20 protein-coding genes and 2 pseudogenes are annotated in these 25,462 nt (G+C 63.0%); 10 read left to right on the top strand and 12 right to left on the bottom strand.

Features of this window, described 5'->3' with window-relative positions; genetic code table 11:
* Positions 1–25 precede the first annotated feature (25 nt).
* Both HK436_RS33745 and HK436_RS32520 read left to right on the top strand, forming a co-directional pair.
* The gene (locus HK436_RS33745; RefSeq protein ID WP_194248639.1) at positions 26–271 is read left to right on the top strand and encodes a hypothetical protein; all 246 of its coding nucleotides are present in this window, start codon (positions 26–28) and stop codon (positions 269–271) included.
* Positions 272–513: 242 nt separating this feature from the next.
* The gene (locus HK436_RS32520; RefSeq protein WP_280515810.1) at positions 514–642 is read left to right on the top strand and encodes a hypothetical protein; all 129 of its coding nucleotides are present in this window, start codon (positions 514–516) and stop codon (positions 640–642) included.
* Between the two features lie 7 nt (positions 643–649).
* Here the strand turns inward: HK436_RS32520 and HK436_RS23810 are convergent, their stop codons facing one another.
* Together HK436_RS23810 and HK436_RS23805 are read right to left on the bottom strand one after the other, a co-directional pair.
* On the bottom strand, positions 650–2,191 hold the full coding sequence (locus HK436_RS23810) for a Fic family protein (RefSeq protein ID WP_173194083.1): 1,542 nt from the start codon (positions 2,189–2,191) through the stop codon (positions 650–652).
* Between the two features lie 514 nt (positions 2,192–2,705).
* The gene (locus HK436_RS23805) at positions 2,706–3,602 is read right to left on the bottom strand and encodes a polysaccharide deacetylase family protein (RefSeq protein WP_173194081.1); all 897 of its coding nucleotides are present in this window, start codon (positions 3,600–3,602) and stop codon (positions 2,706–2,708) included.
* A 119-nt stretch (positions 3,603–3,721) separates the two neighbouring features.
* Between HK436_RS23805 and HK436_RS23800 the strand changes: the two genes are divergently transcribed.
* Together HK436_RS23800 and HK436_RS23795 are read left to right on the top strand one after the other, a co-directional pair.
* Positions 3,722–4,636, top strand: coding sequence for a LysR family transcriptional regulator (locus HK436_RS23800; RefSeq protein ID WP_173194079.1), 915 nt, complete (start codon positions 3,722–3,724; stop codon positions 4,634–4,636).
* Between the two features lie 481 nt (positions 4,637–5,117).
* On the top strand, positions 5,118–6,458 hold the full coding sequence (locus tag HK436_RS23795; protein WP_312860713.1) for a cation:proton antiporter: 1,341 nt from the start codon (positions 5,118–5,120) through the stop codon (positions 6,456–6,458).
* A gap of 550 nt (positions 6,459–7,008) precedes the next feature.
* Here HK436_RS23795 and HK436_RS23790 read toward each other — a convergent pair.
* From HK436_RS23790 to chvE, 7 genes and pseudogenes are all read right to left on the bottom strand, one after another.
* Positions 7,009–7,869 carry an SMP-30/gluconolactonase/LRE family protein gene (locus HK436_RS23790; protein WP_173194077.1) on the bottom strand — a complete coding sequence of 287 codons (861 nt, stop codon included), beginning with the start codon at positions 7,867–7,869 and terminating at the stop codon, positions 7,009–7,011.
* Positions 7,870–7,943: 74 nt separating this feature from the next.
* Positions 7,944–8,870, bottom strand: a complete 927-nt coding sequence (locus HK436_RS23785; RefSeq protein ID WP_173194075.1) for a Gfo/Idh/MocA family protein — start codon at positions 8,868–8,870, stop codon at positions 7,944–7,946.
* Positions 8,857–10,599, bottom strand: coding sequence for an L-arabinonate dehydratase (gene araD / locus HK436_RS23780; RefSeq protein ID WP_173194073.1), 1,743 nt, complete (start codon positions 10,597–10,599; stop codon positions 8,857–8,859). The genes HK436_RS23785 and araD overlap by 14 nt, the downstream gene beginning before the upstream one ends.
* 36 nt (positions 10,600–10,635) lie before the next feature.
* Positions 10,636–11,640 (bottom strand): AraD1 family protein, encoded by a 1,005-nt coding sequence (gene araD1 / locus HK436_RS23775; RefSeq protein ID WP_173194071.1) that lies wholly within the window; start codon positions 11,638–11,640, stop codon positions 10,636–10,638.
* Positions 11,641–11,650: 10 nt separating this feature from the next.
* On the bottom strand, positions 11,651–12,853 hold the full coding sequence (mmsB, locus tag HK436_RS23770; protein ID WP_173194069.1) for a multiple monosaccharide ABC transporter permease: 1,203 nt from the start codon (positions 12,851–12,853) through the stop codon (positions 11,651–11,653).
* A 4-nt stretch (positions 12,854–12,857) separates the two neighbouring features.
* Positions 12,858–14,386, bottom strand: a pseudogene (mmsA, locus tag HK436_RS23765) (multiple monosaccharide ABC transporter ATP-binding protein).
* 79 nt (positions 14,387–14,465) lie between these two features.
* Positions 14,466–15,536: a multiple monosaccharide ABC transporter substrate-binding protein gene (chvE, locus tag HK436_RS23760; RefSeq protein WP_173194067.1), complete on the bottom strand. Its 1,071-nt coding sequence runs from the start codon at positions 15,534–15,536 to the stop codon at positions 14,466–14,468.
* Between the two features lie 174 nt (positions 15,537–15,710).
* On the opposite strand from chvE, the gene HK436_RS23755 reads away from it, so the two are divergent.
* The 6 genes and pseudogenes from HK436_RS23755 to HK436_RS23730 all read left to right on the top strand — a co-directional run bounded on the left by HK436_RS23755 (position 15,711) and on the right by HK436_RS23730 (position 22,063).
* Entirely contained in the window at positions 15,711–16,703 is a 993-nt protein-coding gene (locus HK436_RS23755; protein ID WP_173194065.1) for a LysR substrate-binding domain-containing protein, read from the top strand.
* Between the two features lie 83 nt (positions 16,704–16,786).
* Positions 16,787–17,743, top strand: coding sequence for a galactofuranose ABC transporter, galactofuranose-binding protein YtfQ (gene ytfQ / locus HK436_RS23750; protein WP_173194063.1), 957 nt, complete (start codon positions 16,787–16,789; stop codon positions 17,741–17,743).
* 72 nt (positions 17,744–17,815) lie between these two features.
* Entirely contained in the window at positions 17,816–19,360 is a 1,545-nt protein-coding gene (gene ytfR / locus HK436_RS23745; protein WP_173194061.1) for a galactofuranose ABC transporter, ATP-binding protein YtfR, read from the top strand.
* Positions 19,357–20,346 carry an ABC transporter permease gene (locus tag HK436_RS23740; RefSeq protein ID WP_173194059.1) on the top strand — a complete coding sequence of 330 codons (990 nt, stop codon included), beginning with the start codon at positions 19,357–19,359 and terminating at the stop codon, positions 20,344–20,346. The genes ytfR and HK436_RS23740 overlap by 4 nt, the downstream gene beginning before the upstream one ends.
* Positions 20,343–21,322, top strand: a pseudogene (gene yjfF / locus HK436_RS23735) (galactofuranose ABC transporter, permease protein YjfF). The gene HK436_RS23740 and the pseudogene yjfF overlap by 4 nt, the downstream one beginning before the upstream one ends.
* 6 nt (positions 21,323–21,328) lie before the next feature.
* Positions 21,329–22,063 carry a FadR/GntR family transcriptional regulator gene (locus tag HK436_RS23730; protein ID WP_173194058.1) on the top strand — a complete coding sequence of 245 codons (735 nt, stop codon included), beginning with the start codon at positions 21,329–21,331 and terminating at the stop codon, positions 22,061–22,063.
* Positions 22,064–22,291: 228 nt separating this feature from the next.
* Here the strand turns inward: HK436_RS23730 and HK436_RS23725 are convergent, their stop codons facing one another.
* Genes HK436_RS23725 through HK436_RS23715 form a run of 3 tightly spaced genes read right to left on the bottom strand, consistent with a single transcriptional unit; the run spans position 22,292 to position 25,462 of the window.
* On the bottom strand, positions 22,292–22,645 hold the full coding sequence (locus tag HK436_RS23725) for a hypothetical protein (RefSeq protein WP_173194056.1): 354 nt from the start codon (positions 22,643–22,645) through the stop codon (positions 22,292–22,294).
* A gap of 53 nt (positions 22,646–22,698) precedes the next feature.
* Positions 22,699–23,313 carry a phospholipase D-like domain-containing protein gene (locus tag HK436_RS23720; RefSeq protein WP_173194054.1) on the bottom strand — a complete coding sequence of 205 codons (615 nt, stop codon included), beginning with the start codon at positions 23,311–23,313 and terminating at the stop codon, positions 22,699–22,701.
* The gene (locus tag HK436_RS23715; protein ID WP_173194052.1) at positions 23,294–25,462 is read right to left on the bottom strand and encodes a hypothetical protein; all 2,169 of its coding nucleotides are present in this window, start codon (positions 25,460–25,462) and stop codon (positions 23,294–23,296) included. Before HK436_RS23715 ends, HK436_RS23720 begins: the two co-directional genes overlap by 20 nt.

The raw sequence follows: 25,462 nt of genomic DNA, 5'->3' as shown, positions 1-25,462 counted from the left end.
GGCGCTCGAACTGGATACCAACGCGGTGGAGAACCAGATCCGCTCGATAGCCTTCACGAGGGAAAACGCACTGTTCCCCGGAAACGAAATCGGTGCTGAAAACTGGGCCATGCTGGCCTCGCTCGTCGCCACCTTGCGTGCGATCCTCGACGGTCCCCCGCTAAGCGACATCGAAATCCTATGCCATGGCGCTTCAATCAGACGTCAAGCCTCGCCACATAGGGTGATGCCGTCGCGCTTACGTCGCACCTCGATTTCCAGGAAGTTATGACAGAAGTGGTTGCGGGGGCTCGCAGCTACTGATGCCAACAATCATTGGTAGCGCCAGTATGATATGTCTTTTGTTGCCTCAAGTGGCGCAGCCTTGGCGGACCAACAGCACTAGGCGGTCCGCACAAGGCGATGAATAAACCTGCACGGACACCGTCACAGGAGGTTGGGACATGGCGACTGAGCTTGAACCATCCATACCGAAGCGGATTACGACGCGGCGTTCGCCAGAGTCGAAAGACTGTGGGCTCTGCCAGCGGCACGCCCGATGGCGACAGGCTCGACGTTCTGGCGACAATGATCGAGGTCTATGAGGAAAAACACCATCCGATGGATCCGCCCGATCCGATCGAGGCGATCCGGCTCGATTGAGGGTCAATCAACTGTGCAACTGATCAGCATAGAACGCTTCGATCCTCACGATCTCATCTTCTGTCAGCGGCGCGAACTCCTTCTCCCGCGCCCGCCTCGAGAGCCTGCCGCCATTCTGATGCAGGAAGCGGAACAGAAGATCGAGCAGACGATCCGGCATATCGATCATAAGCGACACGTTGGCCTTGAACCCATCATAGGCCTTTAGGAACCTAGCCTCCTCCGGCAGATCGACATCGATCGTCCGCGTCACGCATTGGAACAAAAACTCCGCATGCGGCGTCGCATCGAAATAGCGGTAGAAATCTGCGGTGTCGCTCAACACCTCGACATTGCCACGGTCGGTCGGCCTCCAGCGGACATGGGGCAGCAGCCGCCGCGAATAGCTTTCGAGGACGCGGCGATATTCGTCGATACGATCAAGGATGACGGCCGAGACCGGAAAGACCAGTCCGGGCGGATTGAAACCACGCTCGGCAAGCACGTGATGGATGAGGTAGCGGTGCAGGCGGCCATTCCCGTCCTCGAAGGGATGAATGTAGACGAACCCGAAAGCGAGCGCGGCAGCGGCCAGAACCGGATCGAGATGCCGGGCCGCCCCCAGATCGAAAGCGGCCAACCCGTCGATCAGGTCCGGCAGGTCCTCATGCCGGGCGCTTATATGGTCCGGGATCGGAGCACCGCTTGCGCGATCATGCTCGCCGACGAACCCGCCTTCCTGACGCACGCCGAGGTGAACGAAGCGAGCGTCGCCGATGACGATGCGCTGCAATCGCTCCAGCTCCGCACGGGCCACCGGGCGGCGCCCCGCCTCGCCAATAACCTGCCCCCACCGCTGGATGCGATCCTGGGGTGGGTCTTCGCCCTCGATCTGGAAACTGGATCGCGAGTCCTTGAGCAGGAGGAAAGCAGCGGTGCGAGCCAGAAGGTCCGCCGGAACATCGGCGATCACGCGCCGAGCTTCCTCGGCGAGATTCCGGGCCACAAAGGCGTCCAATTCCGGCGTACGGAAAATCAACGGACACCAGGCACGTGTTCCGGGCAGATTGTTTTTCACCCGATGGCGTGAAGAGGTCTCGCCCTGAGATGCCCATTGCTGTTCAGGATCGACGACAAGGGCATAGGTGCCGCGGGTGGCGTCGGGCAGATCGAGCCGCTCGTCGAGCAGCCATTCGTAGAGAAACCAAAGCCGTCGCGCATAGGCCCCGGTCGGGGCCGCGCGAACGATCTCGACGATGGCTTCCGGACCCGTCGCGCGAAAGAGCATCTTCAGGGCAGCAAGATCCAGCCCCTCGTAGCGCAATGCAAAGGTCAGGTGGCCGACCAGACTGGCTTCAGGCTCGTGGCGAGGTGTATAGAGTTTCCATCCCGCCTCCTGATAGACCTTATGCCGGGGGCCAATCGCAGCGAGTGTGATGGGGATTGGGACAGCCAGATCAAAGGCGTCGATCAGAGCGGCATAGCCCACAGGGAGCGCGGTCTCAGGCAGCCAGCGGCCGTGAAGGACGCTGACTCTTTCTGAAAACGGCTTCCTCTGCCCCTGCTCCATGATTTGCGATGCTCATACCTGAAAATCTATGACAAGGAGGGTATCGCCTGAAAAACGTTCACAGGCAATGAATTTTGATTCTTTCAGCGTGGTACATGCGATTTTTGATGCGCCTCCATCTGATCGGTGATTTCATCTGAATCTTGAGCCCTGCCCTAGCGACCGGCAGGAGACGGGAGGGGACCGTCGGCTGTTGGCGACGTCAGCTGGTAACCTGCCATTCCGACTGCTTGGATTGCATTGGAGTATGTGGGTCCGAGAGGGACCAGCAGGTTTAGGTGGCCAACCGCCGACTTTCTCGTTTTTCGAACCGAAACCGGACGATCCGGAAACAGCCCATGTGCGGCATTGTCCTGCGACGTTTCTCTATCGGCCAATCAAGGCCGAGGAGAACTCACATGGGCCATTCCATATTCGATGATGCCAGCCGCGAGCACGCAGCTTGGAACGCCGGAAAGAAGGTCGGCACCAAGCAGCCGGCCTCACCTCGTCATGGAAGGCGACGTAGTTTTCGCTATCTGCCCCTGGTCGATGTGTACCAGTCGGCAATCTCGCCGCCCTTGGCCAGCCAGACGGCGTCATGCGCGGTGATGTGTTTGAGCGCGCGCTCGAAGTGCTTCGCCCGGTGCGGCTGCCCGATCAGGAACGGATGCAGGCAAAGCGACATGACCCGGCCGGTCGATGCGCCGTCAGCGTAAAGCTGATCGAACTGGTCGCAGATCGCGTCGCCGAAATCCCTGCCCGACAGACCTTGTTCGAGGAAGGCGGTGTAGTCGTTCATTTCCACTGAATACGGCAGGGACAGCATGGAGCCTGAGCGCACGCGCATTTCGTAGGGTTGATCGTCATTGGTCCAGTTCGCGACGTACCGGAGGCCGTTTTCCGCCAGGATATCCGGTGTCTGATGGGTTTCCGTCAGGGCGGGGCTTAGCCAGCCACGAGGCGCCGTACCCGTCGCCTGGGTGATGGTGGACACGACCTCCCTGACGATCCTGCGCTCTTCGTCTTCGGGAATCCCGGTGATCACCGACGAGTTGTTCGTGCCGTGTCCCATCCATTCCCAGTCGAGCGATTGCCCGGCCTGGATGACGGCAGGATAGTGGACGCAGGCATCCGAGTTGAGGGCGACCGTGCCCTTCACCCCGTATTTTTCCATGATCTCCATCATGCGCCAGATTCCGACGCGCACCCCGTAATCCCGCCACGCGTAGTTTAGGACATCGGGCACGAAGCTTGTCGTCGACTGGATGATGGAGCTCGACGGGCGATCGAACAGGAAATGCTCGATGTTCGGGATCACCCACAACGCCACTCGCGCCCCATCGGGCCATTCCAGCTTTGGGCGGCTTGTGATCGCCGAGAAATCAAAGCGACCGTGCTCCTGCGGGGCAGTACCGACGGTATCAGGCATAAAATTCACTCCTTACTGGGGAACAATCGACTGTGACCGCCAAGTTAGGTTTGACTTGAATTAGAGAACAACGAGAGATAGTTCCGGACACTCAAGACAGTTTGTCCGGAAAGATTGAAATGGATGGCCTTGGATCTCTCAGCGCCTTCGTGCACGCTGCGGAACTTCGCAGTTTCACCGCGGCGGCGAACCAACTCGGCATCTCGGCATCGGCGGTCGGCAAAGCAGTCGCCCGGCTCGAGGAGCGGCTACAGGTCCGGTTGCTGCACCGGTCGACCCGGAAGATCACGCTGACCGGTGAAGGAGCGCTGTTTCTCGAAAGGTGCCGGCGCATTCTGGCGGAAGTGGAAGCGGCTGAGCTGGAGCTGTCTCAGACGATCGAGCGTCCGCGCGGTAAACTCAAGGTCAGCATGCCGATCGTGTCGATGCTGATGATGCCCGCGATCCTGCGGTTCATGGATCTCTACCCCGAGATAGAGCTGGATCTCGATTTCTCGGACCGCCTTGTCGATGTCATCGATGAAGGTTTCGACGCTGTCGTTCGAGCCGGGAACCTGGCGGATTCCCGTCTCATGTCACGCATGCTGGGGCAATTCAGCCTCATTCTGGTCGCTGCCCCTCAATATCTCGAACGGGCCGGAACACCACGCGTGCCAGACGATCTGATGAGGCATGACTGTCTGCACCATCGCTATGCCACGAGCGGCAAATTGGAGCCATGGCCGCTCCAAGAGGGCGAAACAGAGCTGCGCCCCGACCTGCCGACGACCGCGGTCGTCAACACGATCGAGCCGCTGATCATGATGGCGGAACGCGGCATGGGGATCGCCTCCCTGCCCGATTTCGCAATCGCCGACCAACTCGCCACAGGCCGCCTCGTTGCCGTCCTGCCGGACTTTGTCCGGCACGAAGGTTCGTTTCGCCTGCTTTGGCCGACCAACCGTCACATTGCGCCCAAACTCCGAGTCTTCGTCGATTTCATGGCGGCGAACCTCTTCCCAGTCTCTCCTCAACGGGAGCCGACCGCTGCATAACCGGCGAATACCCGGGATGGCTCGTTAAGCTCAACCAGCGACGCTGTCTCGTACTCAAGTCGCGTTCTCAATGTCTGCCTCGGGCAGATAGACATCGGAGCAATTTGTCGCCATCGCCCAATGGGGCGGCAATGGAAACAGCCAAACGAGGGCCCGCTAAATGGCTAAGATGCGGTCGGTGGCCGAACGTTAGCCATCCTACGACCGCAGGGGGAAGGAGATCGTCTGTTCCAGTCCCGGACAAGACAACCGGCAGGGACGCCTAAGCTGCCAAGTTCCGGGAGAACAATCGGAGCCTGTAGCGTATTTCCGTTAGTGTGGGATGGGTGGCAGCGGTCCAGCGATAGCCCGGCCCCTAGGGACTTGCGACGACGAACCACTTGTAGTCGCTGAAACAGACGCTCGTGTCCTCGATGATCCCCAGATGGTCGCCTTCGCGAAGGCTCGGGAGGCGTCTATGCGATTCTAGACCGAATGGATCGTGATCCTGACCAATTCGTTAGGGAGCATGCTCGACTTCAGCAACTGGTCCATCGACCCCTATATCCTCGTCCTGACCGGGATGGGGTTCCTCATTGCGCTGGTCGCGTGGCTACCATTGGCGATCAAGAGCCTGCCACTATCACTCCCGATCGTTTGCATTGCGCTGGGAGCCGGGCTCTTCTCCATCCCGCAGGTGACGGACGAGCCGTTGCCAATGGATTTTCCTGAGATCACGGAGCGTTTCACCGAGCTGGTGGTGATCATCGCCCTGATGGGCGCCGGCCTGAAGCTCGATAGAGCGTTCAGCTACCGCAACTGGGCAGTTACCTGGAGATTGCTGGGCATCACCATGCCGCTTGGAATTGCAGCAATCACGGTCATAGGCGCGTGGTGGCTAGGCCTGCCCTGGATCATCGCACTGTTACTCGGGGCAAGCCTTGCACCCACCGATCCGGTCCTCGCATCCGACGTTCAGGTCGGGCCTCCCAGGACGGGCGAGGAAGACGAGGTTCGCTTCGGATTGACTTCCGAAGCGGGCTTCAACGACGGGCTGGCTTTTCCCTTCGTCAATCTGGCGATCGCCCTCGGGTTGGCGTCAGCGACCGGAGAGCCATGGCTGATCGGATGGATTGGCCACAGCGTCATATGGGAAATTGGGGCCGGGATCGCCGGCGGTTGGATAGTGGGCCAAGTCTTTGGCTGGCTGACATTCCATGTACCCGCGAATACGAAACTCGCCAAAACGGGAGACGGGTTGATCGCAATTGCGGCGACCTTCATTTCCTACGGGCTGACAGAGATGATCCAGTGCTATGGATTTCTGGCCGTGTTCGTGACGGCGTTGACGCTTCGGCATTCGCAACGCGAGCACGACTTCCATCGCGACATGCACAACATCACTGAGCAGATCGAGCGGCTGACAATGATGGTGCTGCTGCTGTTGTTCGGTGGCGCTCTGGTCAGCGGGCTGCTGACGCCACTCACCTGGGCAGACATCGTTGCTGTGGTTGTCATCCTCATAATTGTGCGGCCCGTAACCGGCCTCATAGGCCTGGTTGGGCTGAAGGCCCCTTGGACTGAAAAGCTCACGATTTCCTTCTTTGGAATTCGCGGCGTCGGATCCTTCTACTATCTTGCCTACGGTCTGAACCACATGGAAGTTGATGGCGGCGAACGACTTTGGGCTATCGTTGGTTTGGTCGTCCTGCTCTCGATTGTGATGCACGGGCTAACCGTGACGCCCATCATGCGAAGCCTCGACAGATTGCGTGGACGAGATCCGGACGCCGACGATGCGACGCCACCGCCTGGACTGCAGGGACCTGCCGATCGTGCATAGTTGCGCACCCGGCAACTGATTTTTGCCTGGTGCTGTCGGGTCGCGTGTTGCAATCGGCTTTGCTCATCTGCGTGCAACTAATGCTGACCACGCGCTAGGCCCGCCTGGGGCGTCTGAACGGCAAGCGCCAACATGTGATCCTGTCCGGCATCGATGTCGGCAAAGAGATCGTGGTCCAGGGTCAGGAGCGCGACCGAGGTAACGAAGATCCAGATGCTGCCGGCAAGCTAGATCAATTGTGTTTTCGGCTGTTACAGGCGTCAGGCGATTCGAGCGAGCAGCGGCCAAGAGTGCTACCGCCATGCCGAATGTTCCAGATGTCGTCTCGATGATCTTCCCCCTACCCTTAGGTCCTTCGCCTTTTTCAGCATGATCGAGGCTGCGTTAGCTCACCCACCAAAGGAAGCCTTCGCTTTCAACACCGGCTAACGAGAGCCAATCACCTGGGTGGCGACACCGGATCCTTACCCGGAGGGCAGCGAGGCGGTCGGATTCTTCCCACGTCGTTCTCAAGTGCACGCAAACGGCGCCGTTTCGAATGTCGGCTGCGCTACAGTGTCACCGAGGGTTCACGCAATCCCGAAACCCCTGCGTTGAAACTGAATGTAGCTCCGTCCATGGTCAGCAGCGCTTCTTCTTTGGGCTGAAGCCCGTCTCGAGCACTTGTTACGTAAAGGGTGGTAAAGTCGGCTCCTCCGAAGGCCGGGCATGACGGTTGCTCGACCGGCAAAGCGAGCTTTGTATGGCAATGGCCGTCGGGCGTGTATCTCGCAATGTGGGAATTTCCCCAGCACGCTAGCCACAAGAACCCTTCCGCATCGCATACCGCTCCGTCGGGGTTTGTCTTTTGCGCTCGCAGATCGAGATAAATCTCCGGCTCACCCGTCGGCCAGCCTCCTTTTCCGAGCCGTTGTCGCCAGACAAGTCTTTCGTGCGTGTCGCTGAAGTGAGCGAACCGACCATCGGGAGTGAACGAAATTGAGTTAGGTATCGTGATAGACCCGAAGAGCTCGCGCAGCTCGCCGCGATAGTAACGCCAGATCGCGCCGGCGCCGGGCTCCGCACTTCGGCCCATCGTGCCGATCCAAAAACCACCCCACGGGTCGGCACGGCCGTCATTGGAGCGGTTGCCCGGCCGGTCGCTTTCAAGTGGACAAATCTGCTCCCTGTGGCCGCTTGTGACGTCAAAGCGCATAAGGGTGCCAGCGCCCGCGATTAGCAGAGTGTCATGGTCGATCCAGGCTGCTGCGGAGACTGGCCTGTCGAAATTCCATTCCAGCGTCTCCTCGCCCCGTCTCGACAGCAGCTTCTGCGCGAGAATATCGAACCAGAACAATTGTTCGCGCTCAGGATGCCAAAGCGGCCCCTCGCCGAGCTTGCAAAGACGGGCATCGTGAAGTTGCGCTTCCATGCAGCGTTCCTTGGTCTCGGTTCAAGCGGGCGACGGATATGATGGTGGCCAGAAGGGAAGGCCCTCAGGCAAAATCAGTCGAAAAAGGGTTCGACGACGATCCTTTTGCCCAGCATGAAGGCGTCGGCCACGTGAACGAGCGGGGTCGGGTCCGCATCGATCTGACGGTCGGTGAGGAGCTCGGCAAAACGGTCATAGATGGCGTCATATTCGCGGTCGGGTGCCTTCGACGGCGGCTCATCCGCCACGGCAAGGGTCGCTCCGCCATCTGCCAGAACCAGCCGCCCTTCCTTCGTGTCCACCTCGATTGTCCATGTCTGCGCCCCGGTATGGCGCCAGTCGAACTCGGCCTCGACCGGCACATTGCCATTGCCCGTCATGGCAAGGGCCGCCGCGATCGGGGCTTCTCGATTCTGGGGGAACTTCAGTTCCGCGGTCGTCATGTGAACCGGAAACGGCAGGATGGCGGTCACAATGGAGAGCGCGTTGATGCCGGGATCGAAGACCCCAAGACCACCCGGCTGCCAGATCCACTCCTGCCCAGGATGCCATCGGCGCACATCCTCCTTCCATGTCACACGGACACGGCGGAGCGTCTTGTCGGCAAGCCATTGGCGTGCCGGCTCCACGCCTGCCGCAAAGCGGGAATGCCAGGTCGCGAAAAGAGTGATCCCCCGTCGCTCCGCGAGCACCTTCAGGGCGTGAACCTCCGCAACGGTCGCACCGGGTGGCTTTTCCAGGAGAACATGGCGCCCCGCCGAGAGCGCGGCCTTGGCCGCGGCGAAGCGGTTCTGCGGGGGCATGCAGAGCGCGACAGCCGGAATGTCCGGCCGCGCGTCGAGAAGGCCCTCCAGCGTCGCATGGTTCTCGACGCCCGTCACCCCGCCATGGCTGCTGACAGTCGCGGCGAGATTGAATGCCTCGCTCCGGCCGATCGAGGGAATATGCTGGTCCCGCGCGATCTTGCCGACCCCGACGATAGCGATGTCAGTGGCTGTCACGGGGAACCGCCTTTCCGCGCTGGCCCTTGAGGAAGTCGAAGTCCGCTCCGGTGTCGGCTCCCTGAACATGAGTGTGGAACAGCCGCGCATAGCCGCTTTCGGGAACCGGCATATTGGGGTGCCAGGCTTTCAGGCGTGCCTCGATCTCCGTCTCGGGCAGGTCGAGATGCAGGCGGCGCGCCGGCACGTCCACCTCGATCATGTCGCCGTCCCGCACGATCGCGAGCGGCCCGCCAATGGCGGCTTCGGGCGACGTATGCAGGATCACGGTGCCGTATGCCGTACCCGACATGCGCGCATCGGAGATGCGGATCATGTCGGTGATGCCCTTCCTGAGCACCTTGGGCGGCAGGCCCATATTGCCGACTTCTGCCATGCCCGGATACCCTTTCGGCCCGCAGTTCTTCAGCACCATGATCGAGTTCTCGTCTATATCGAGCGCCTCGTCGGCGATCTTCGCCTTGTAGTCGTCGATGTCTTCGAAGACGACGGCGCGGCCGCGATGGCGCATGAGATGCGGACTGGCGGCGGACGGCTTCAGCACCGCGCCCTTGGGCGCGAGGTTGCCCTTCAGAACCGCTATCCCGCCGTGCGGCGTCAGAGCCTGCCCGACCGGCCGGATCACGTCCTCGTTCCAGTTGCGGACGTCCTTCACCTCGTCCCAGACCGATGCGCCAGACACGGTGAGAGCATCCTTGTGCAGAAGGCCCGCCTCCCCCAGCGCACGGATCACCACTGGCAGGCCGCCGGCATAGAAGAACTCTTCCATCAGGAAGCGGCCGGAAGGCATCAGGTCGACGATGGTGGGAATGTCGCGGCCGAGCCTGTCCCAGTCGTCCAGCGTCAGGTCGATGCCGATCCGGCCGGCAAGAGCGAGCAGATGGATCACCGCATTGGTGGAGCCTCCGATCGCGCCATTGGCACGGATCGCATTCTCGAACGCCTCGCGTGTGAGAATGTCCGAAGGCTTCAGGTCGTCCTTGACCATGTCGACGATGCGGCGGCCGCTCATATGCGCCATCACGCGGCGACGGCTGTCGACGGCGGGAATGGCGGCGTTGCCGGATAAGGCCATGCCGAGCGCCTCGGCCATCGACGCCATCGTCGAGGCCGTGCCCATCGTGTTGCAGGAGCCGGGGCTGCGCGACATGGCCTGCTCGGCGTCGAGGAAGTCCTCGCGCGTCATGGCGCCTGCCTTGATCGCCTCGCTCATCTGCCACAGCGCCGTGCCCGAGCCGACGCGCTCCCCACGGAACCAGCCATTGAGCATCGGACCGCCCGAAACGGCGATGGCGGGAATATCGACGCTTGCCGCGCCCATCAGCAGGGCGGGCGTGGTCTTGTCGCATCCCACCAGCAGCACGACCCCGTCGAGCGGATTGGCGCGCAGCGCCTCCTCCACGTCCATCGCCGCCAGGTTGCGATACATCATCGCCGTTGGTCTCAGCGCGCTTTCGCCGGTGGAGAAGACCGGAAACTCCAGAGGCAGGCCGCCTGCTTCATAGATGCCGTGCTTCACCCGCTGCGCCAGGTCACGCAGATGGGCGTTGCACGGCGTTAGTTCCGACCATGTGTTGCAGATGCCGATGACCGGCCGCCCGTCGAAGAGATCGGCAGGCAGGCCCTGATTCTTCATCCAGGAGCGATGGTAGATGTGGTCGCGGCTGGTGCCCCCGAACCACTCCTGCGAGCGCAGCCGGCGCGGCCATTCGGCCTTTCGAAATTTCATGGCAATGAGGCCTTCCGCATGTGGGTCCCGCCGTCGCTAGAGAGCATGCACGCTCACCCTCCCGGTGCGCACCATGCTGCCGTCGATCGTCAGGCGGTTGCGCAGCGGGAGGCCGAATCCTTCGGCCTCGATTTCGAACTCGTCGCCGGGCTCGGTGCGCACGCCGTCGGCAAAGGACAGTGTTGCCGTGCCGAACATGTGGACATGCACGTCGCCCGGCTGCCGGAACAGGTCGTACTTGAAATGATGGTGCTCCAGATTGGCGATGCTGTGGGACATGTTCGCCTCGCCGGACAGGAACGGCTTGTCGAAAATGGTGGCGCCGCCGCGCCGGATGCGGGAGGTGCCGCGCACGTCCGCCGGCAGCGCGCCGATTCGGATTTCCGGACCGAACGAGGCCGGCCTGAGCTTCGAGTGGGCCAGATAGAGATAGTTCCGCCGCTCCATCACATGGTCGGAGAACTCGTTGGCAAGCGCAAAGCCGACGCGGCGGGGAACGCCGTTTGCGTCGATGACGTAGATGCCGGCAATCTCCGGCTCCTCGCCGCCGTCTTCGGCAAAGACGGGAGAAAGCAGCGAGGCACCCGGCGCGACGACATTGGCGCCGTTGCCCTTGTAGAACCATTCTGGCTGCACGCCCGGGCCCTCGTTGGCGGGCTTTCCGTCTTCGAGCCCCATCCTGAACATCTTCATGGAGTCGGTGAGCTTTTCCTCCTCCTGAGCGTTGGCGTTCTGGTGCATGGCGTCGCGCGTGGCTGCCGAGCCCAGATGGGTAAGGCCCGTGCCGGTCAGGTGCAGATGGGCCGGATCGGGATGATGAATGGGAGCCAGCAACCGCCCCGTTTCGTACGCGTCTTCGAGGTCGACGGCGGGCCCGAGGCCGAGGCTTGCGATCCTCGTCGCCATGTCGACGCCGGATGCGGCACAGTCGAGCGCGAGCTGATAGACGCTTTCGGCCCCGCGCACCTCATAGGCCTCGGTCCCCTCGCGGGAGACCACCGCCACGGAGCCGTCCGGCCTGCTGATTTGCGACAAATGCATGGATCGCTCCTTACGACCTGTTCTTGTTGTAGACGTCGAAGATCACGGCAGCGAGCAGCACCAGGCCCTTGATGACCTGCTGGTAGTCGATGCCGATGCCGAGGATCGACATCCCGTTGTTCATGACCCCCATGATGAAGGCGCCGATCACCGCGCCCACGATGGTGCCGACGCCGCCCGACATCGACGCGCCGCCGATGAAGACGGCCGCGATCACGTCCAGCTCGAAGCCGAGACCGGCCTTGGGCGTCGCCGTATTGAGCCGCGCGGCAAAGACAAGGCCGGCAAGCGCGGCCAGCATCCCCATATTCGCGAAGGTCAGGAACACCAGCCGTTCGGTGCGGATGCCCGACAGCTTAGCCGCCTTCTCGTTGCCGCCTGTGGCGTAGATGCGCCTGCCGACCGTGGTTCGGTTGGCGACGAAGGAATAGACGGCGATCAGCAGCGCCATCACGATGAAGACGTTGGGCAGGCCGCGGAACGAGGCCATCAGCCAGCTCATATAGGCAAGTGCCGCGAATATCAGCGCGTTCTTGATGGTGAATGCGGTCAGCGGCTCGCTTTCGATGCCGCGCTTCTGCTCCTGCCGGCGCGCGCGCAACGCCAGATAGACCAGCAGGCAGGCAACCGCCACGCCGATCACCAGCGAGAACAGGTTGATGTCCGTACCGCCAAGAAAGTCCGGCACGAACCCCGAGGCGATGCGCTGGAAGGCTTGCGGGAACGGGCCGACCGACTGGCCGGCCAGCAGCCACAGCGTCAGGCCCTTGAAGACCAGCATGCCGGCCAGCGTCACGATGAAGGATGGTATCCGGTAATATGCGATCCAGAAGCCCTGCGCGGCGCCGATCGCAGCCCCCACGGCCAGGCACAGGATCGCCGCGACCACGAAATTCATGTCCCATTGCACGATCATCACGGCGGCGAGCGCGCCCACGAAGCCCAGCACCGAGCCGACCGACAGATCGATGTGGCCTGATACGATGACCAGCAGCATCCCAACCGCCATGATGACGATGTAGCTGTTCTGGAGGATCAGATTGGTCAGGTTGACCGGTCGCAGCAGTATACCGCCGGTGGCGAACTGGAAGAACGCCATGATCGCCACGAGCGCGATCAGGATGCCGTATTCGCGCATGTGGGTACGCAGGAAGCCGGCGCGACCCTGCGGCTGCGCATGGGCTATCTCCTCGCGATTGGCTGTCTGGTCCATGGTTCTATCCACCTGACTTGACGATCAAGGACATGATCTTTTCCTGGGTCGCTTCATTTGAAGGCAATTCGCCCACGAAGCGGCCCTTGCTCATGACGTAGAGGCGGTCGGTGATGCCGAGCAGCTCGGGCATTTCCGAGGAGATGACGATGATCGACTTTCCGCTCGCCGCCAGGTCGCGGATGATAGTGTAGATCTCGAACTTGGCGCCGACATCGATGCCCCGCGTCGGCTCGTCGAGGATCAGGATGTCGGAATCGGCGAACAACCATTTGGCCAGAACGACCTTCTGCTGGTTGCCGCCCGAAAGATTGACCGTCTGCTGTTCGATCGACGGGCTCTTGATGTTGATGCGCCTGCGGTAGTCCTCCGCGACTTCGCCCTCGCGATGCTTGTCGACAACGCCGTTGTTCGCGATGGCGCCGAGGTTGGCGAGCGGCACGTTGCGGCGGATGGTCTGGTCCAGGACGAGACCGTAGCTCTTACGATCCTCGGTGACATAGGCAAGGCCGGCGGCGATCGCGCGGGGAACGGTGGACAGGTCCGCCTTGCGCCCGTGGATAAGCGCCTCGCCGACAATGCCGCTGCCATATGACTGGCCGAACAGGCTCATCGCGAGTTCGGTGCGGCCTGCGCCCATGAGGCCGGCGATGCCCAGCACCTCGCCCTTGCGAAGCACCAGCGAAACATCGTCCACCACCTTGCGGCTGCGGTCGATCGGGTGGTGCACGCTCCACCCGCGCACCTCCATGACTGTCTCGCCGATCCGCGGGTCTCGCGGAGGATACCGGTCGGAAAGAGGACGGCCCACCATGTCGCGGATAACGCGGTCCTCCGGCACGGGGCCGGCCGCGCAGTCATGCGTCGAGACGGCCATCCCGTCGCGCAGGATGGTGATGGAATCGGCGACCTTCGATACCTCGTTCAGCTTGTGCGAAATCAGGATCGAGGAAATGCCGCGCTCACGGAACTGTTTCAGCAGCGCCAGAAGCGCATCGCTGTCCTTCTCGTTAAGCGACGACGTCGGCTCGTCGAGAATGAGCAGGCGCACTTCCTTCGACAGGGCCTTGGCGATCTCGACAAGCTGCTGCTTGCCCAGGCCAAGATGCATCACCTTCGTCTCGGGTTTTTCCTGCAGGCCGACGCGGGCTAGCAGCTCGCCCGCGCGCCGGTTGGTCTCGCGCCAGTCGATCACCCCGGCGCGCGCGCATTCGTTACCGAGAAAGATGTTCTCGGCAATGGAAAGCAGCGGCACCAGCGCCAGTTCCTGATGGATGATGATGATGCCGTCGCGCTCGCTTCCAGCGATGCCCGAGAAGCGCTTGACCTCGCCGTCATAGACGATGTCGCCTTCATACTCACCGTGCGGATAGACGCCCGAAAGCACCTTCATCAGCGTCGATTTGCCGGCGCCGTTTTCGCCGACGAGCGCGTGGATCTCCCGCGGCGGACCTTGAAGCTTACATCATCGAGTGCCTTCACGCCGGGAAAGGCCTTCGTGATGTTGCGCATTTCCAGAATGGTGTCGCTCATCGCGTATGCCGCATCATCGCCGCGCCGCAGGATCGGGTCCGGCACTGCGGACCCGATCCTCGATGCGATTGCCCTTGGCTCAGTCCTCGATCTGCGAGGCCTCGTAATAGCCGCTGTCGACCAGCACCTCGCGCCAGTTGGCTTCGGTCACCGGCAAGGGCTCGAGCAGGTAGGACGGCACCACCTTCACCCCGTTGTCGTAGGTTTCGGTGTCGTTTATCTCGGGCTCGCCATCGTTGAGAACCGCCTCGACCATGCCAACCGTGACGCGGGCAAGCTCGCGCGTGTCCTTGAAGATGGTCGAATACTGGTCGCCCCGCAGAATCGCCTTGACTGACGGAACCTCGGCGTCCTGCCCGGTGACGATCGGCATCTTCATGTCGCCGGTGCCGTAGCCGACGCCGCGCAGCGAGGAGATGATGCCGATGGACAGGCCGTCATAGGGCGAAAGCACGCCGTGCACACGGTCGTCCGTGTAATTGGCGGAGAGCAGGTTATCCATCCGCGCCTGCGCCACGGACCCGTCCCAGCGCAGCGTGCCGACGGTCTGCATACCGCTCTGCTCGGACTTGATGACGATATCGCCCGCATCGATCATCGGCTGAAGCACCGACATCGCGCCGTCATAGAAGAAGTAGGCATTGTTGTCGTCCGGCGAACCGCCGAACAGCTCCACATTCCAGGGCTTCACGTCGGCAAAGCGCTCCTTCAGCCCTTCGACCAGCGTGTTGGCCTGCTGCACGCCCACCTTGAAGTTGTCGAAGGTGGCGTAATAGTCGACGTGCTCGCTGTCGCGGATAAGGCGATCGTAAGCGATGACGCTGATGCCGGCCGCATCGGCGTTGGCAAGCGCGTTGGACAACGTCGTGCCGTCAATGGCCGCGATGACCAGCACGTTGACGCCCTTGGTGATCATGTTCTCGATCTGGGCGAGCTGGTTGGGAATGTCGTCCTCGGCGTATTGAAGGTCGGTCTCGTAGCCGGCCTCTTTGAACTGCTCGACCATGGAGTTTCCGTCGGAAATCCAGCGTGCGGACGATTGCGTCGGCATGGCGATGCCGACGAAACCCTTGTCCTGGGCAAGTGCGGGCGCGCTTATCAAGCTCGCAGACAGAGCCGTGACCGCCAGGGCGGCCTTCAAGAAATGCATGGGTGAATCCTCCCGATTCAGATGATGCCAGCTCCGCCGACTTTCCGCCGGCCGCAGCTTTTTCCTCCCGATCGTTTCATCGGCCTACAAGCGATAGGGTTCAGTTGATATAACCGTCAAATTCAGATCGATCGCTTTGATATGCTCAAAACGGTATATCCAGGGAGGATGACGATGGATTGGCGCCGAACGCCGGCACGTGACGCGACGAGTCCGGACAGGCTCGTGCGGCGAGGACTGAAATTCAACCACCTGCGTCTCGTCGCCAAGCTCGGGGAGACGAACCAGGTCAGCGCGGCGGCCGGCCAGCTCGCCCTGTCGCAGCCGGCGGCGTCCCGCCTGCTCGCCGAATTGGAGCAGATCGTCGAGGCCCCGCTCTACCAGCGGCACGCGCGCGGCATCGTGCTGACGCAGGCGGGTCTGGCGCTGGTGCAGTGGGCACGCAAGGTGCTGGACGATCTCGACCACGCCGACCGCGAGATCGGCGAGATGGCCTCCGGGGTTCGCGGCACGGTGTCCATCGGTTCGGTCACGGGCCCGGCACTCGAGCTGGTCCTTCCCGTGCTGCGGCAGGCACGCGTCACCCACCCGGGCATCACCATCGACGTCTCCGTCGATACCAGCGACAAGCTGGCCGAGCTTCTTCTTGCCCGAAAGCTCGACTTCTATGTCGGCCGCATCCCCCAGGAGCTCGACCACAGCCACTTCGCGGCCGAGCCGATCGGCCCCGAACCGGTCAGTCTGGTCGTGCGCGACGGCCATCCGCTGATGCGTCCCGGCCGCGCCTCGATCGAGGCCTGCATCGCCTATGACTGGGTGCTGCAACCGGTCGGCAGCCTGCTGCGTCACGCGGTCGAGACGTATCTGCTCGAACGCCGGCTGCAATTGCCGGAGCGCATCGTCAGCACATCCTCAACGCTGATGACGCTGGCCATCATATCGCAATCCAATGCCATCGCACCGCTCGCCCGCGCAGCCATCGATTTCTTTGCCGGGCCCGAGGGGCTGGGCGCCAAGCTCTGCGCGCTGCCCGTCGCGGAGGAGCTCGCCGTGTCGTCCTATTCGGTGCTGCGATCGTCGAACAAGCCGCTCTCACCCGCCTCCGACACGCTGTGGTCTTTCATCTGCGAGCGCGCACGCCGGCTTCAGTCGGCCGGCGGCGCCTGAGGGGAATCGTATTTACAAAAGTAATATAATATGATTTTTTTGGATCGTGGGCCTCAAACAGCCCCATCTTGTGGAGGAGACACATGATCCGGAAATTGACTCTCGGCGCGAGCCTGCTCGCGACCGCATGCCTGATGTCGTCTGCGGCGCTTGCCCAGACGGTCGGCTTCTCGCAGATCGGTTCGGAATCGGGCTGGCGCGCTGCGGAAACGACATTGACGCGCATGGAAGCGGAAGAGCGCGGCATCGACCTGAAATTCGCCGACGCCCAGCAGAAGCAGGAGAACCAGATCAGGGCCGTTCGGTCCTTCATCGCCCAGGGCGTCGACGCGATCCTGCTGGCGCCGGTCGTGGCAACGGGCTGGGATGACGTCCTGGAAGAAGCCAAGGAGGCCGAGATCCCCGTAGTGCTGCTCGACCGCATGGTCGATTCCAGCAAGGATCTGTACCTCACTGCCGTCGGCTCGGACCTCGTCCATGAAGGCAGGGTCGCGGGCGAATGGCTCGTTGGCGAGGTCGGCGATGCCGACTGCAACGTCGTCGAGCTTCAGGGCACGACCGGCTCGTCGCCCGCCATCGATCGCAAGAAGGGCTTCGAGGAAGGCATCGCCGGCCACGACAACATCAAGATCGTGCGCAGCCAGACCGGCGATTTCACCCGCGCCAAGGGCAAGGAGGTCATGGAAAGCTTCCTCAAGGCCGAGGCCCAGGGGTCGATCTGCGCGCTCTACGCGCACAATGACGACATGGCCGTCGGCGCGATCCAGGCCATCAAGGAAGCGGGCCTGAAGCCTGGCGAAGACATCAAGGTCGTGTCCATCGACGCTGTGCCCGATATCTTCCAGGCGATGGCGGCCGGTGAGGCCAACGCCACGGTGGAGCTGACGCCCAACATGGCCGGCCCCGCCTTCGACGCGCTGGCTGCCTTCTGGAACGACGGCACCGTACCGCCGGATTTCATCCAGACCGAGTCGAAGCTCTACACGCAGGCGGACGACCCGCAGGCGATCTATGAGCAGAAGAAAGATCTCGGCTACTGAGCCCGCCACAACCAGGGCCGGCGGCATCCGCTGCCGGCCTGACTTGTCGGCGTTGTCCCGCTAAGATGATCCATGCCTGAGCCGACGCACGGCCCCGAGCCGCTTCTGCACGCCTCTGCCCTGTCCAAGACCTTTCCCGGCACCAAGGCGCTGGAGCGGGTCGACTTCTCGCTTCGGCGTGGCGAGGTTCACGCGCTCCTGGGTGAAAACGGAGCCGGCAAGTCCACGCTCATCAAGTGCCTGACCGGCGCCTATCTGCGCGACGGCGGCGACGTCCTGCTCGAAGGGCGATCGATCCATCCGCGCAACACGCTGGACGCCCAGCGTCTCGGCATCGGCACGGTGTACCAGGAGGTCAATCTCCTGGCGAACCTGTCCGTTGCCGAAAACCTCTTTCTTGGCCACGAGCCGCGCCGGTTCGGTTTCGTCCAATCGGCACGGCGAAACCGGCAGGCGCAGGAGCTTCTGGCCGAATACGATCTCCACATAGACGTGACCCGCGTGCTGGCCGGCTATTCCGTCGCCATCCAGCAGATCGTGGCGATCGCGCGCGCCGTCGACCTGTCCGGCAAGGTGCTGATCCTCGACGAGCCGACGGCAAGCCTCGACCAGCACGAGGTCGACGTGTTGTTTGCCACGATACGACGCCTGAAGGAACGGGGACTGGGCATCGTCTTCATCTCCCATTTCCTCGATCAGGTCTTCCGCATCAGCGACCGGCTGACTGTCCTGCGCAACGGCCGGCTTATAGGCTGCAGGGACACCGCTTCAGTCGACCGGGTCGAACTCGTCAACATGATGCTGGGTCGCGACCTGTCTGAGGAGACCCGAAAGACCGGCAAGCCCCCCGTCGCGACATCGGACGGGCCTCGCATTGCCTTCTCGCATTTCGGCCGTCGCGGCCAGATCGAGCCTTTCGACCTGTCGCTGCATCGCGGCGAGGTCATCGGCATGGCTGGCCTGCTGGGTTCGGGCCGCACGGAGACGGCGGAAGTGATCTTCGGCGCAAAGCCCGCCGACACCGGCGAGGCCTTCAAGGACGGCAAACCCATCCGCATCACCTCGACCCGCGCCGCGATCGCCGCAAGCTTCGGCTTCCTGCCGGAGGATCGCAAGTCCGACGGGATCATTGGCGAGCTCTCGGTGCGCGAGAACATCACGCTCGCGCTGCAGGCCCGGCTCGGCTGGTCGCGGCCGATCCCCTCGCAGCGGCAAAAGGCGATGGCGGACGACTTCATCCGCCGTCTCGACATCCGTACGTCCGATGCCGAAAAGCCGGTCGGTCAGCTCTCGGGCGGCAACCAGCAGAAGGTGCTTCTTGCGCGCTGGCTTGCCACCAATCCCGATTTCCTCATTCTCGACGAACCCACCCGCGGTATCGATGTCGGCGCGCACGCGGAGATCATCAGGCTGATCGAGGAATTGTGCGAAGCCGGCATGTCGCTTCTCGTGATCTCCTCGGAACTGGAAGAGCTCGTGATCTATAGCCACCGGGTGATAGTCGTGCGCGACAGGGCCCATGTCGCCGAGCTGATCGGCGACGAGATCACGGCCGAACGCATCGTCGAGGCGATTGCCGGCGACCAGCCGGACCATGGCAAGGACGAGACGACATGATGGCCCTTGCCCGCCGCCTTCTGCCGCAACTCGCCACCTTCGCCACGGTGCTGCTCCTCATTGCGGTCGTGTTTCCCGGGTTCTTCGACGTGTCTTTCGCCAATGGCCGCTTGTACGGCAGCCCGATCGATATCCTCAATCGCGGCGCGCCTGTCGCGTTGCTGGCCATCGGCATGACGCTGGTAATCGCCACGGGCGGCATCGACCTGTCGGTCGGCGCCGTGATGGCCATCTGCGGCGCAGTGGCGGCATGGGCCGTCGACCAAGGCCATGGCCTGCCCTCCGCATTGGCGCTCAGCCTGTCGGCGGGGCTCGCTTGCGGCCTGTGGAACGGCATGCTGGTTGCCGTGCTCAAGATACAGCCGATCGTGGCGACACTGATCCTGATGGTCGCGGGGCGCGGCATAGCCCAGCTCATCACCGAAGGCACGATCCTCACCTTCAACCATCCGGGGCTGATCTTCCTCGGTTCCGGTACAGTGCTTGGCCTGCCCACCCCTGTGCTGATCTGGCTCGCGATGGGTTTGCTCGTGACGGCCATCGTCAGGCGCAGCGCGCTCGGCTTGCTGATCGAGGCGGTTGGTATCAATCAGCGTGCGAGCCGCCTTGCCGGGGTCAACGCCAAGGTGCTGATCGTCACGGTCTACATGACCTCCGGTCTCTGCGCCGCGATCGCGGGCATGATCGTGGCAGCCGACATTCGCGGCGCGGACGCCAACAATGCCGGCCTGTGGCTGGAACTCGACGCGATCCTTGCGGTCGTCATAGGCGGCACATCGCTGCTTGGAGGGCGGTTTTCGCTGGTCGCATCGCTTATCGGCGCCATGATCATCCAGTCGATCAACACCGGCATACTGCTCTCCGGCTTTCCGCCCGAGTTTAATCTCGTAATCAAGGCGGCGATCATACTGGCCATCCTCGTGGTGCAGTCGCCGGCGGCGCGCGTCGCCTTGATCTATCCGAAACCCTGGAGACGCGACGGATGAACGAACGCCTCCTGCCTCTTCTGGCCACGATCGCCATTTTCATCGCCGCCTATGCCGTCTGCTATTGGCAATATCCGATGATCCTGTCGACGCGGGTCATCGGCAATCTGCTGACGGACAACGCTTTCATCGGTATTGCCGCGGTCGGCATGACATTTGTCATCCTGTCGGGAGGGATCGACCTGTCGGTCGGGTCGGTAATCGCCTTTTCGGGCGTCTTCATCGCCGTGCTTCTGCGCGACACCGGCATGCCGGTCTTCGCGGTCTTCGCGATGCTGCTTGCGATCACCACGCTCTTTGGTGCCGCGATGGGGGCCACCGTGCACTATCTGGAGATGCCGCCCTTTATCGTGACGCTAGCCGGCATGTTCCTGGCGCGCGGCATGGCCTATGTGCTTTCGATCGACAGCGTGCCGATCGACAATGAGGTCATGAGTTCCCTTCAGCGCCTTCGCTGGGTGGTGCCGGGCGGCGGGCGGCTGACCTTCATCGGAATATTGATGCTGGTGGTTTTCGTGGCAGGCATGGTGATAGCCCACCGCACCCGCTTCGGGCTGAACGTGTACGCGCTGGGCGGGGGCACGCACACGGCCCGTCTCATGGGCGTGCCGGTGGCGCGGACCACGATTGCCGTCTACGCCCTCTCCGGCTTTTTGGCGGGCCTTTCAGGAATTGTCTTTGCCATCTATACCTCGGCCGGCTACTCGCTGGCGACCGTGGGCGTCGAGCTGGACGCGATCGCGGCGGTGGTGATCGGTGGAACATTGCTGTCGGGGGCAGCGGGTTCGTCGGCGGTACGCTGGTCGGAATCCTCATCATGGGGCTGATCCAGACCTACATCGTCTTCGACGGCACCCTTTCGAGCTGGTGGACCAAGATCGCGATCGGTGTGCTCCTGCTCGTCTTCATCGCGCTGCAGCGGGCACTCGTCTGGCTGGGCGACCGAAGACGAGGCGCCGGGCATGCATCCGGCTGAAAGGAAATGGACGTGTTGAAATCCGCGATTTCGGGAAGCGCGCCGCGCAACAGCCATTCGCGGGTCGTCGACGAGCTGGGCCGCGCAATTGTCGGCGGGACCTTTATCAGCGGGACCATCCTGCCCGGCGACATAGAACTCGCGCAGCGTTTCAAGGTGTCGCGCACGGTCTTGCGGGAAGCCATGAAGACACTGGCGGCCAAGGGCATGGTCGTCCCGAAAACCAGAATCGGCACCCGCGTCACCGGCCGCAACAACTGGAACCTGTTCGACGCGGACGTTCTCGCCTGGCACCTGGAGAGCGCCACGGATACGCGCTTCCTAGAACATCTTTCCGAAATGCGGCTGTCCTTCGAACCCTTCGCCGCGCGCCTTGCATCAGAGCGGGTGTCCAGCGATGAGGTCAGGTCGCTCTACGCGCAGGTCGAGGAAATGGAGAAGGCAAATTCCATGGAGAGTTTCGCGCTCGCCGATCTGGACTTCCACATGGCCCTGCTGGGCGCCTCAGGAAACCCGTTCATGTATTCCCTCGGCGCCTTGATCGAGGCGGCATTGGCCACGAGCTTCCGGTTAAGTTCGCCGTTCGGCGAGCCCGACCTCCAGCAGGAAACCGCGCTTGCCCACCGCCGCATCGTGGATGCGATCGCGGCCCGGAATCCGGAAAACGCGGCTGAAGCTATGGACAGGGTCATCGTCGTCGGTCGCGACCGTATTACCGGAGCGCTGTCACCCCGACGTTGATGGAAGGGCGTCATCGCGCCAACATTGTTTCGGGGCAGGCAGCAGTCTTGCGAACGTGGTGGATAGAAGCTGAGCCGGTGGTCTATCCGCCTTCGATCACGGGCCGGTATATTCCTTTCGTGCTGCATCCACCTACACCTCACAACACTTCGAAGAACGAGATCCTGTCGCGCGAGGCATCGGGTAGTTTTCGAAAGCCGATCAAGGGGCGCCGGACGGCGGTGCGGTTCAGCCTTCTACGATGAGGGCTGCGAAGAGTTGAAGGAACGAATCCGTGTCCACGCCATCGGGATCGACCACCGCGTCCGATTGCGGGATGATGTTGTCGGGCTCCGCCCCGGCCCAGATCGGTTGGAGCCTTCCCGCCCCACCACCTGCCAGCAAGTCGAATACAACATCGAAAGCGCTTTCCGGCTTTGCGAGCCTGATCCATAGCGCCGTTGCCGCCGCGACTGTCGCTGCTGGGTTCACGCCGAGCTTGGCAGCCATCAGGCGTTGCCGGAAGTTCGCAATGCCGGCCGAATACCCCTCGCCTATCGCGGTATCGATCGACGCGACATCGAGCCCGCCGTCGAAGGTCATTCCACGGCGCCGGAAATGGCTCGTCCCGTTGAGGCAATACACGTCGTCCACGATCACCGTGGTTGTGCGGATGGCGCGGCGCGGCCGGGGTACCCGATAGGGTGGAACGCGGCGACCCGGCGAGGGTCGACCGAAATCAGGTCTGCCAGCGCCTCGCGGCGATGCCGCAATGCGGTGACTGTCCAGTGCGGGCGCTCGCGCGCAAAATCGCCCTCGCGCGGTACGCACAAAATGAGCTTGAGACGAGGATTGGCTGCCATCCGCGCCGCTATAAGGCTTACGAGATCGATCTCGTCTGGGCGTGGCGGCCCATCGGGCCGTGACGTGCGCGCAAAGGCGGGGCCTTCCACGTAGATCAACTCGCGCGCCTGACCGATCGCACGAACAAGCGACCACAACGCATCGCGCTGGCCCGAGCGCGCGGTTGCGATCTCGCGCTGCACGATGGGCACGACGCGCTGCTCATTGCCAAGTGTCACGGTCGGCGGCTGGATGCCGAGGTCGGCGGCGATTTGATTGATCAGGTTCTGCAGGGTTGCACCGGGCTGAGGCGCCGGTGCAGCAGCAAGCTCGGGCGTGTCACAGAAGGGCGCAATCGTTTCCAGAACAGCCGCCGCCACCGTGCCACCGGGCGGTGGCCCCGGCGGGTCATTCCATTTGTCGTCCATCGTCGTGGCGAGCCAGCCGCGGAAGTTCGCGCCTCCGGTCGGAATGAAGATCGGCTGCGCGCGCTTGATCGCATGCAGTGCGGCGTCGCGAGCCAGCGCGCCTGAAAAAGCCGTTCCAGAGGCAAAGACGTCCGGTCCGGCGGGATGGCCGGCATTGGCGAGTTCGGGCCGGGCGTGGCGGCTCTCCGGCGTCAACCGCGCACCAGTCGTCACCGCCTGCCAGTCGTAGGGTAGATTCGGATTGCCTGCAGGAGGTGCAGGCGACACGCCGATCACGAATTGCGTGTCGAAGCGGGCCTGCGTCGGCAGGCGCGGTCCCTGCCGCGGCTGCTCGTCGCTCGCCAGCCGTCGCAAAAGTTCGGTAAGGCTCGTCGGAGGTCCGGCGGAGGCGGGCGGACGCGGCAGACCAAAAGCCGGTACCGGCGCGATCGACCGTGTCATGAAACCGTCGAGAATTGTGGCGACCAGTGTGCCCGGCGCGAGCAATGGCACGCCGCCGAAACTGGTGTCCGGTACAAAAAGCGTCCGGTCCGGCCGCGACCTCCAGCCTGACGCCTGAATACATGCGGCGCCGACCGCTGCGCGAAACGACCACCAGGTCGACGATCAGGATCGCCGGTGATGGATGCGGCTCGGCCGGCGATAGGCCGAATGGATTGACCAGCAGAAGTCTGGCGGGACCTCCCTGTACGATGGTCGCGCCGCCGTCGCCGCGTACGAAAGAGGGCTGCTCGCCGATCGAGGCGATTTCGACAAAGCGGCGCGGATAGGCGCGAAGGTGAGCACCGAGCGGCAATTGGGATCCATCGACGGTCAGCACGACGTCCTGCACCGCGCCCGGACCGTCGCCCGGCGCGCGCCAGGATGCAGTGAGCCCCTGGCGCGGGTCCGCGGTCTGCACGATTTCCGAGGTCGCGGCGGCGGGCGGAAAGGCCGGCCACTGCGCTCCCGGTGCGGGCGGCGCAAGGACCGCCGGATCCAGAGCCGGAGAAACAGCGGCGGCAAACAACTGGTCGTTGGGATTGCCGAAGCCCTGTGTCATCGCAGCCATCGCGCCCAGCACATCCACGCCATCGGCGAGATAGGCGAAGCCCGGCGTCCTATCTCGCACGACAGGGTGCAGAAACGGCGGTGTGCCGCCGTCCTCCGCCGGGATCGCTGCGCCAGCGACGCTCGCGATCGGCACCATGGTGCGATTGCCGAGGATATGCCAATCCAGATCGACGGCCATGATCCGGAAGAAGCGGCGGCCGAGCCCCACTGTTGCAGGCAGCGCAGGCGCGGAAAGTCGTGCCTGTCCGAGCGTCCCGTTGCGCGCGAACCCCCAACGCAGCGGAGGGACCGTGTTGGCCGGTACCGCGGCAATATCCGCATTCGAGCGCCCGAAAGTCTCCCCGGCGGCGAGCGTCTCGAGACTATCGGCAGCGAGATCGCGAACTGCATCTCCCGCTCCGTTAAGTACACGCAACGTGGCCGCCGGGCGTGTGCCCTGATAGCGCCAGCCGTGCGGATCTACGACGTGGCAGAGATCGCCGGCGGCAAAGCCCAGCATTGAGCCGATGCCGCCAGGGTCTGCGGGTGTGCCGGCGAAGGTGTTTGCATTCTGTAGCGCGGCACGAAAGACCATCAGGTCGTTCCACAAATGCGCCATCGCGATTGGATCTATGGGAAGCCCGCGCGCATCGTGGAAGCTGACGGTGGCGGTACCGTCGTCAAGTGTTTCTCCTGCGAGATAGATTTGAGGGGGCGGCAGCGGGGACGGCGGCGCGATGCCGCGCAGGAGCATGGCAACGGGCACGGGATAGACGTTGGACCCGGTGCGCAGGTCGACCAGCACCTGAAGCCGACGAGCGGCTTCCGGGTGTAACGTCAGCGCGAAGGCGGGACCCGTCACTGATTGACCGCTGACATCACTATAGATGGCGGGCGCGGCAAGCCAGGTTGCGATGCCCATGAAAGGTGCGCGCGGGGACGCAAGGCGCAGGGTCAGTGCGGTCGGATCGTAGTCCCCCTGCGCCGGGTTCGACCCGGCCCAGAGCGGGCTTAGCGCAGGCGCAGCCAGCCCCATCGCCTCGAGCCCGCGCGCCTGCAGGTCATTGGCTGCCGAATTTGCGGTGAGCACGGTCTGAGCCGGCATCAGAGGCAGCAT

This window comes from Neoaquamicrobium sediminum (genome assembly GCF_013240295.1).
In the GTDB taxonomy this organism is placed as follows: domain Bacteria; phylum Pseudomonadota; class Alphaproteobacteria; order Rhizobiales; family Rhizobiaceae; genus Aerobium; species Aerobium sediminum.
The sequence above is the reverse complement of the archived record's forward strand: the minus strand, read 5'-3'. Positions and strand labels throughout refer to the sequence as shown.

Excerpts from the sequence above, each read along its gene's own strand:
- araD (WP_173194073.1), bottom strand. The coding sequence starts at position 10,599 with ATGAAATTTCGAAAGGCCGAATGGCCGCGCCGGCTGCGCTCGCAGGAG.
- HK436_RS23790 (WP_173194077.1), bottom strand. The coding sequence starts at position 7,869 with ATGGAAGCGCAACTTCACGATGCCCGTCTTTGCAAGCTCGGCGAGGGG.
- HK436_RS23805 (WP_173194081.1), bottom strand. The coding sequence starts at position 3,602 with ATGCCTGATACCGTCGGTACTGCCCCGCAGGAGCACGGTCGCTTTGAT.
- mmsB (WP_173194069.1), bottom strand. The coding sequence starts at position 12,853 with ATGGACCAGACAGCCAATCGCGAGGAGATAGCCCATGCGCAGCCGCAG.
- chvE (WP_173194067.1), bottom strand. The coding sequence starts at position 15,536 with ATGCATTTCTTGAAGGCCGCCCTGGCGGTCACGGCTCTGTCTGCGAGC.
- HK436_RS23720 (WP_173194054.1), bottom strand. The coding sequence starts at position 23,313 with ATGGACGACAAATGGAATGACCCGCCGGGGCCACCGCCCGGTGGCACG.
- HK436_RS23730 (WP_173194058.1), top strand. The coding sequence starts at position 21,329 with ATGGACGTGTTGAAATCCGCGATTTCGGGAAGCGCGCCGCGCAACAGC.
- HK436_RS23755 (WP_173194065.1), top strand. The coding sequence starts at position 15,711 with ATGGATTGGCGCCGAACGCCGGCACGTGACGCGACGAGTCCGGACAGG.
- HK436_RS23810 (WP_173194083.1), bottom strand. The coding sequence starts at position 2,191 with ATGGAGCAGGGGCAGAGGAAGCCGTTTTCAGAAAGAGTCAGCGTCCTT.
- ytfR (WP_173194061.1), top strand. The coding sequence starts at position 17,816 with ATGCCTGAGCCGACGCACGGCCCCGAGCCGCTTCTGCACGCCTCTGCC.
- HK436_RS23725 (WP_173194056.1), bottom strand. The coding sequence starts at position 22,645 with ATGACCTTCGACGGCGGGCTCGATGTCGCGTCGATCGATACCGCGATA.
- HK436_RS23715 (WP_173194052.1), bottom strand. The coding sequence starts at position 25,462 with ATGCTGCCTCTGATGCCGGCTCAGACCGTGCTCACCGCAAATTCGGCA.
- HK436_RS23800 (WP_173194079.1), top strand. The coding sequence starts at position 3,722 with ATGGATGGCCTTGGATCTCTCAGCGCCTTCGTGCACGCTGCGGAACTT.
- HK436_RS23740 (WP_173194059.1), top strand. The coding sequence starts at position 19,357 with ATGATGGCCCTTGCCCGCCGCCTTCTGCCGCAACTCGCCACCTTCGCC.
- ytfQ (WP_173194063.1), top strand. The coding sequence starts at position 16,787 with ATGATCCGGAAATTGACTCTCGGCGCGAGCCTGCTCGCGACCGCATGC.
- araD1 (WP_173194071.1), bottom strand. The coding sequence starts at position 11,640 with ATGCATTTGTCGCAAATCAGCAGGCCGGACGGCTCCGTGGCGGTGGTC.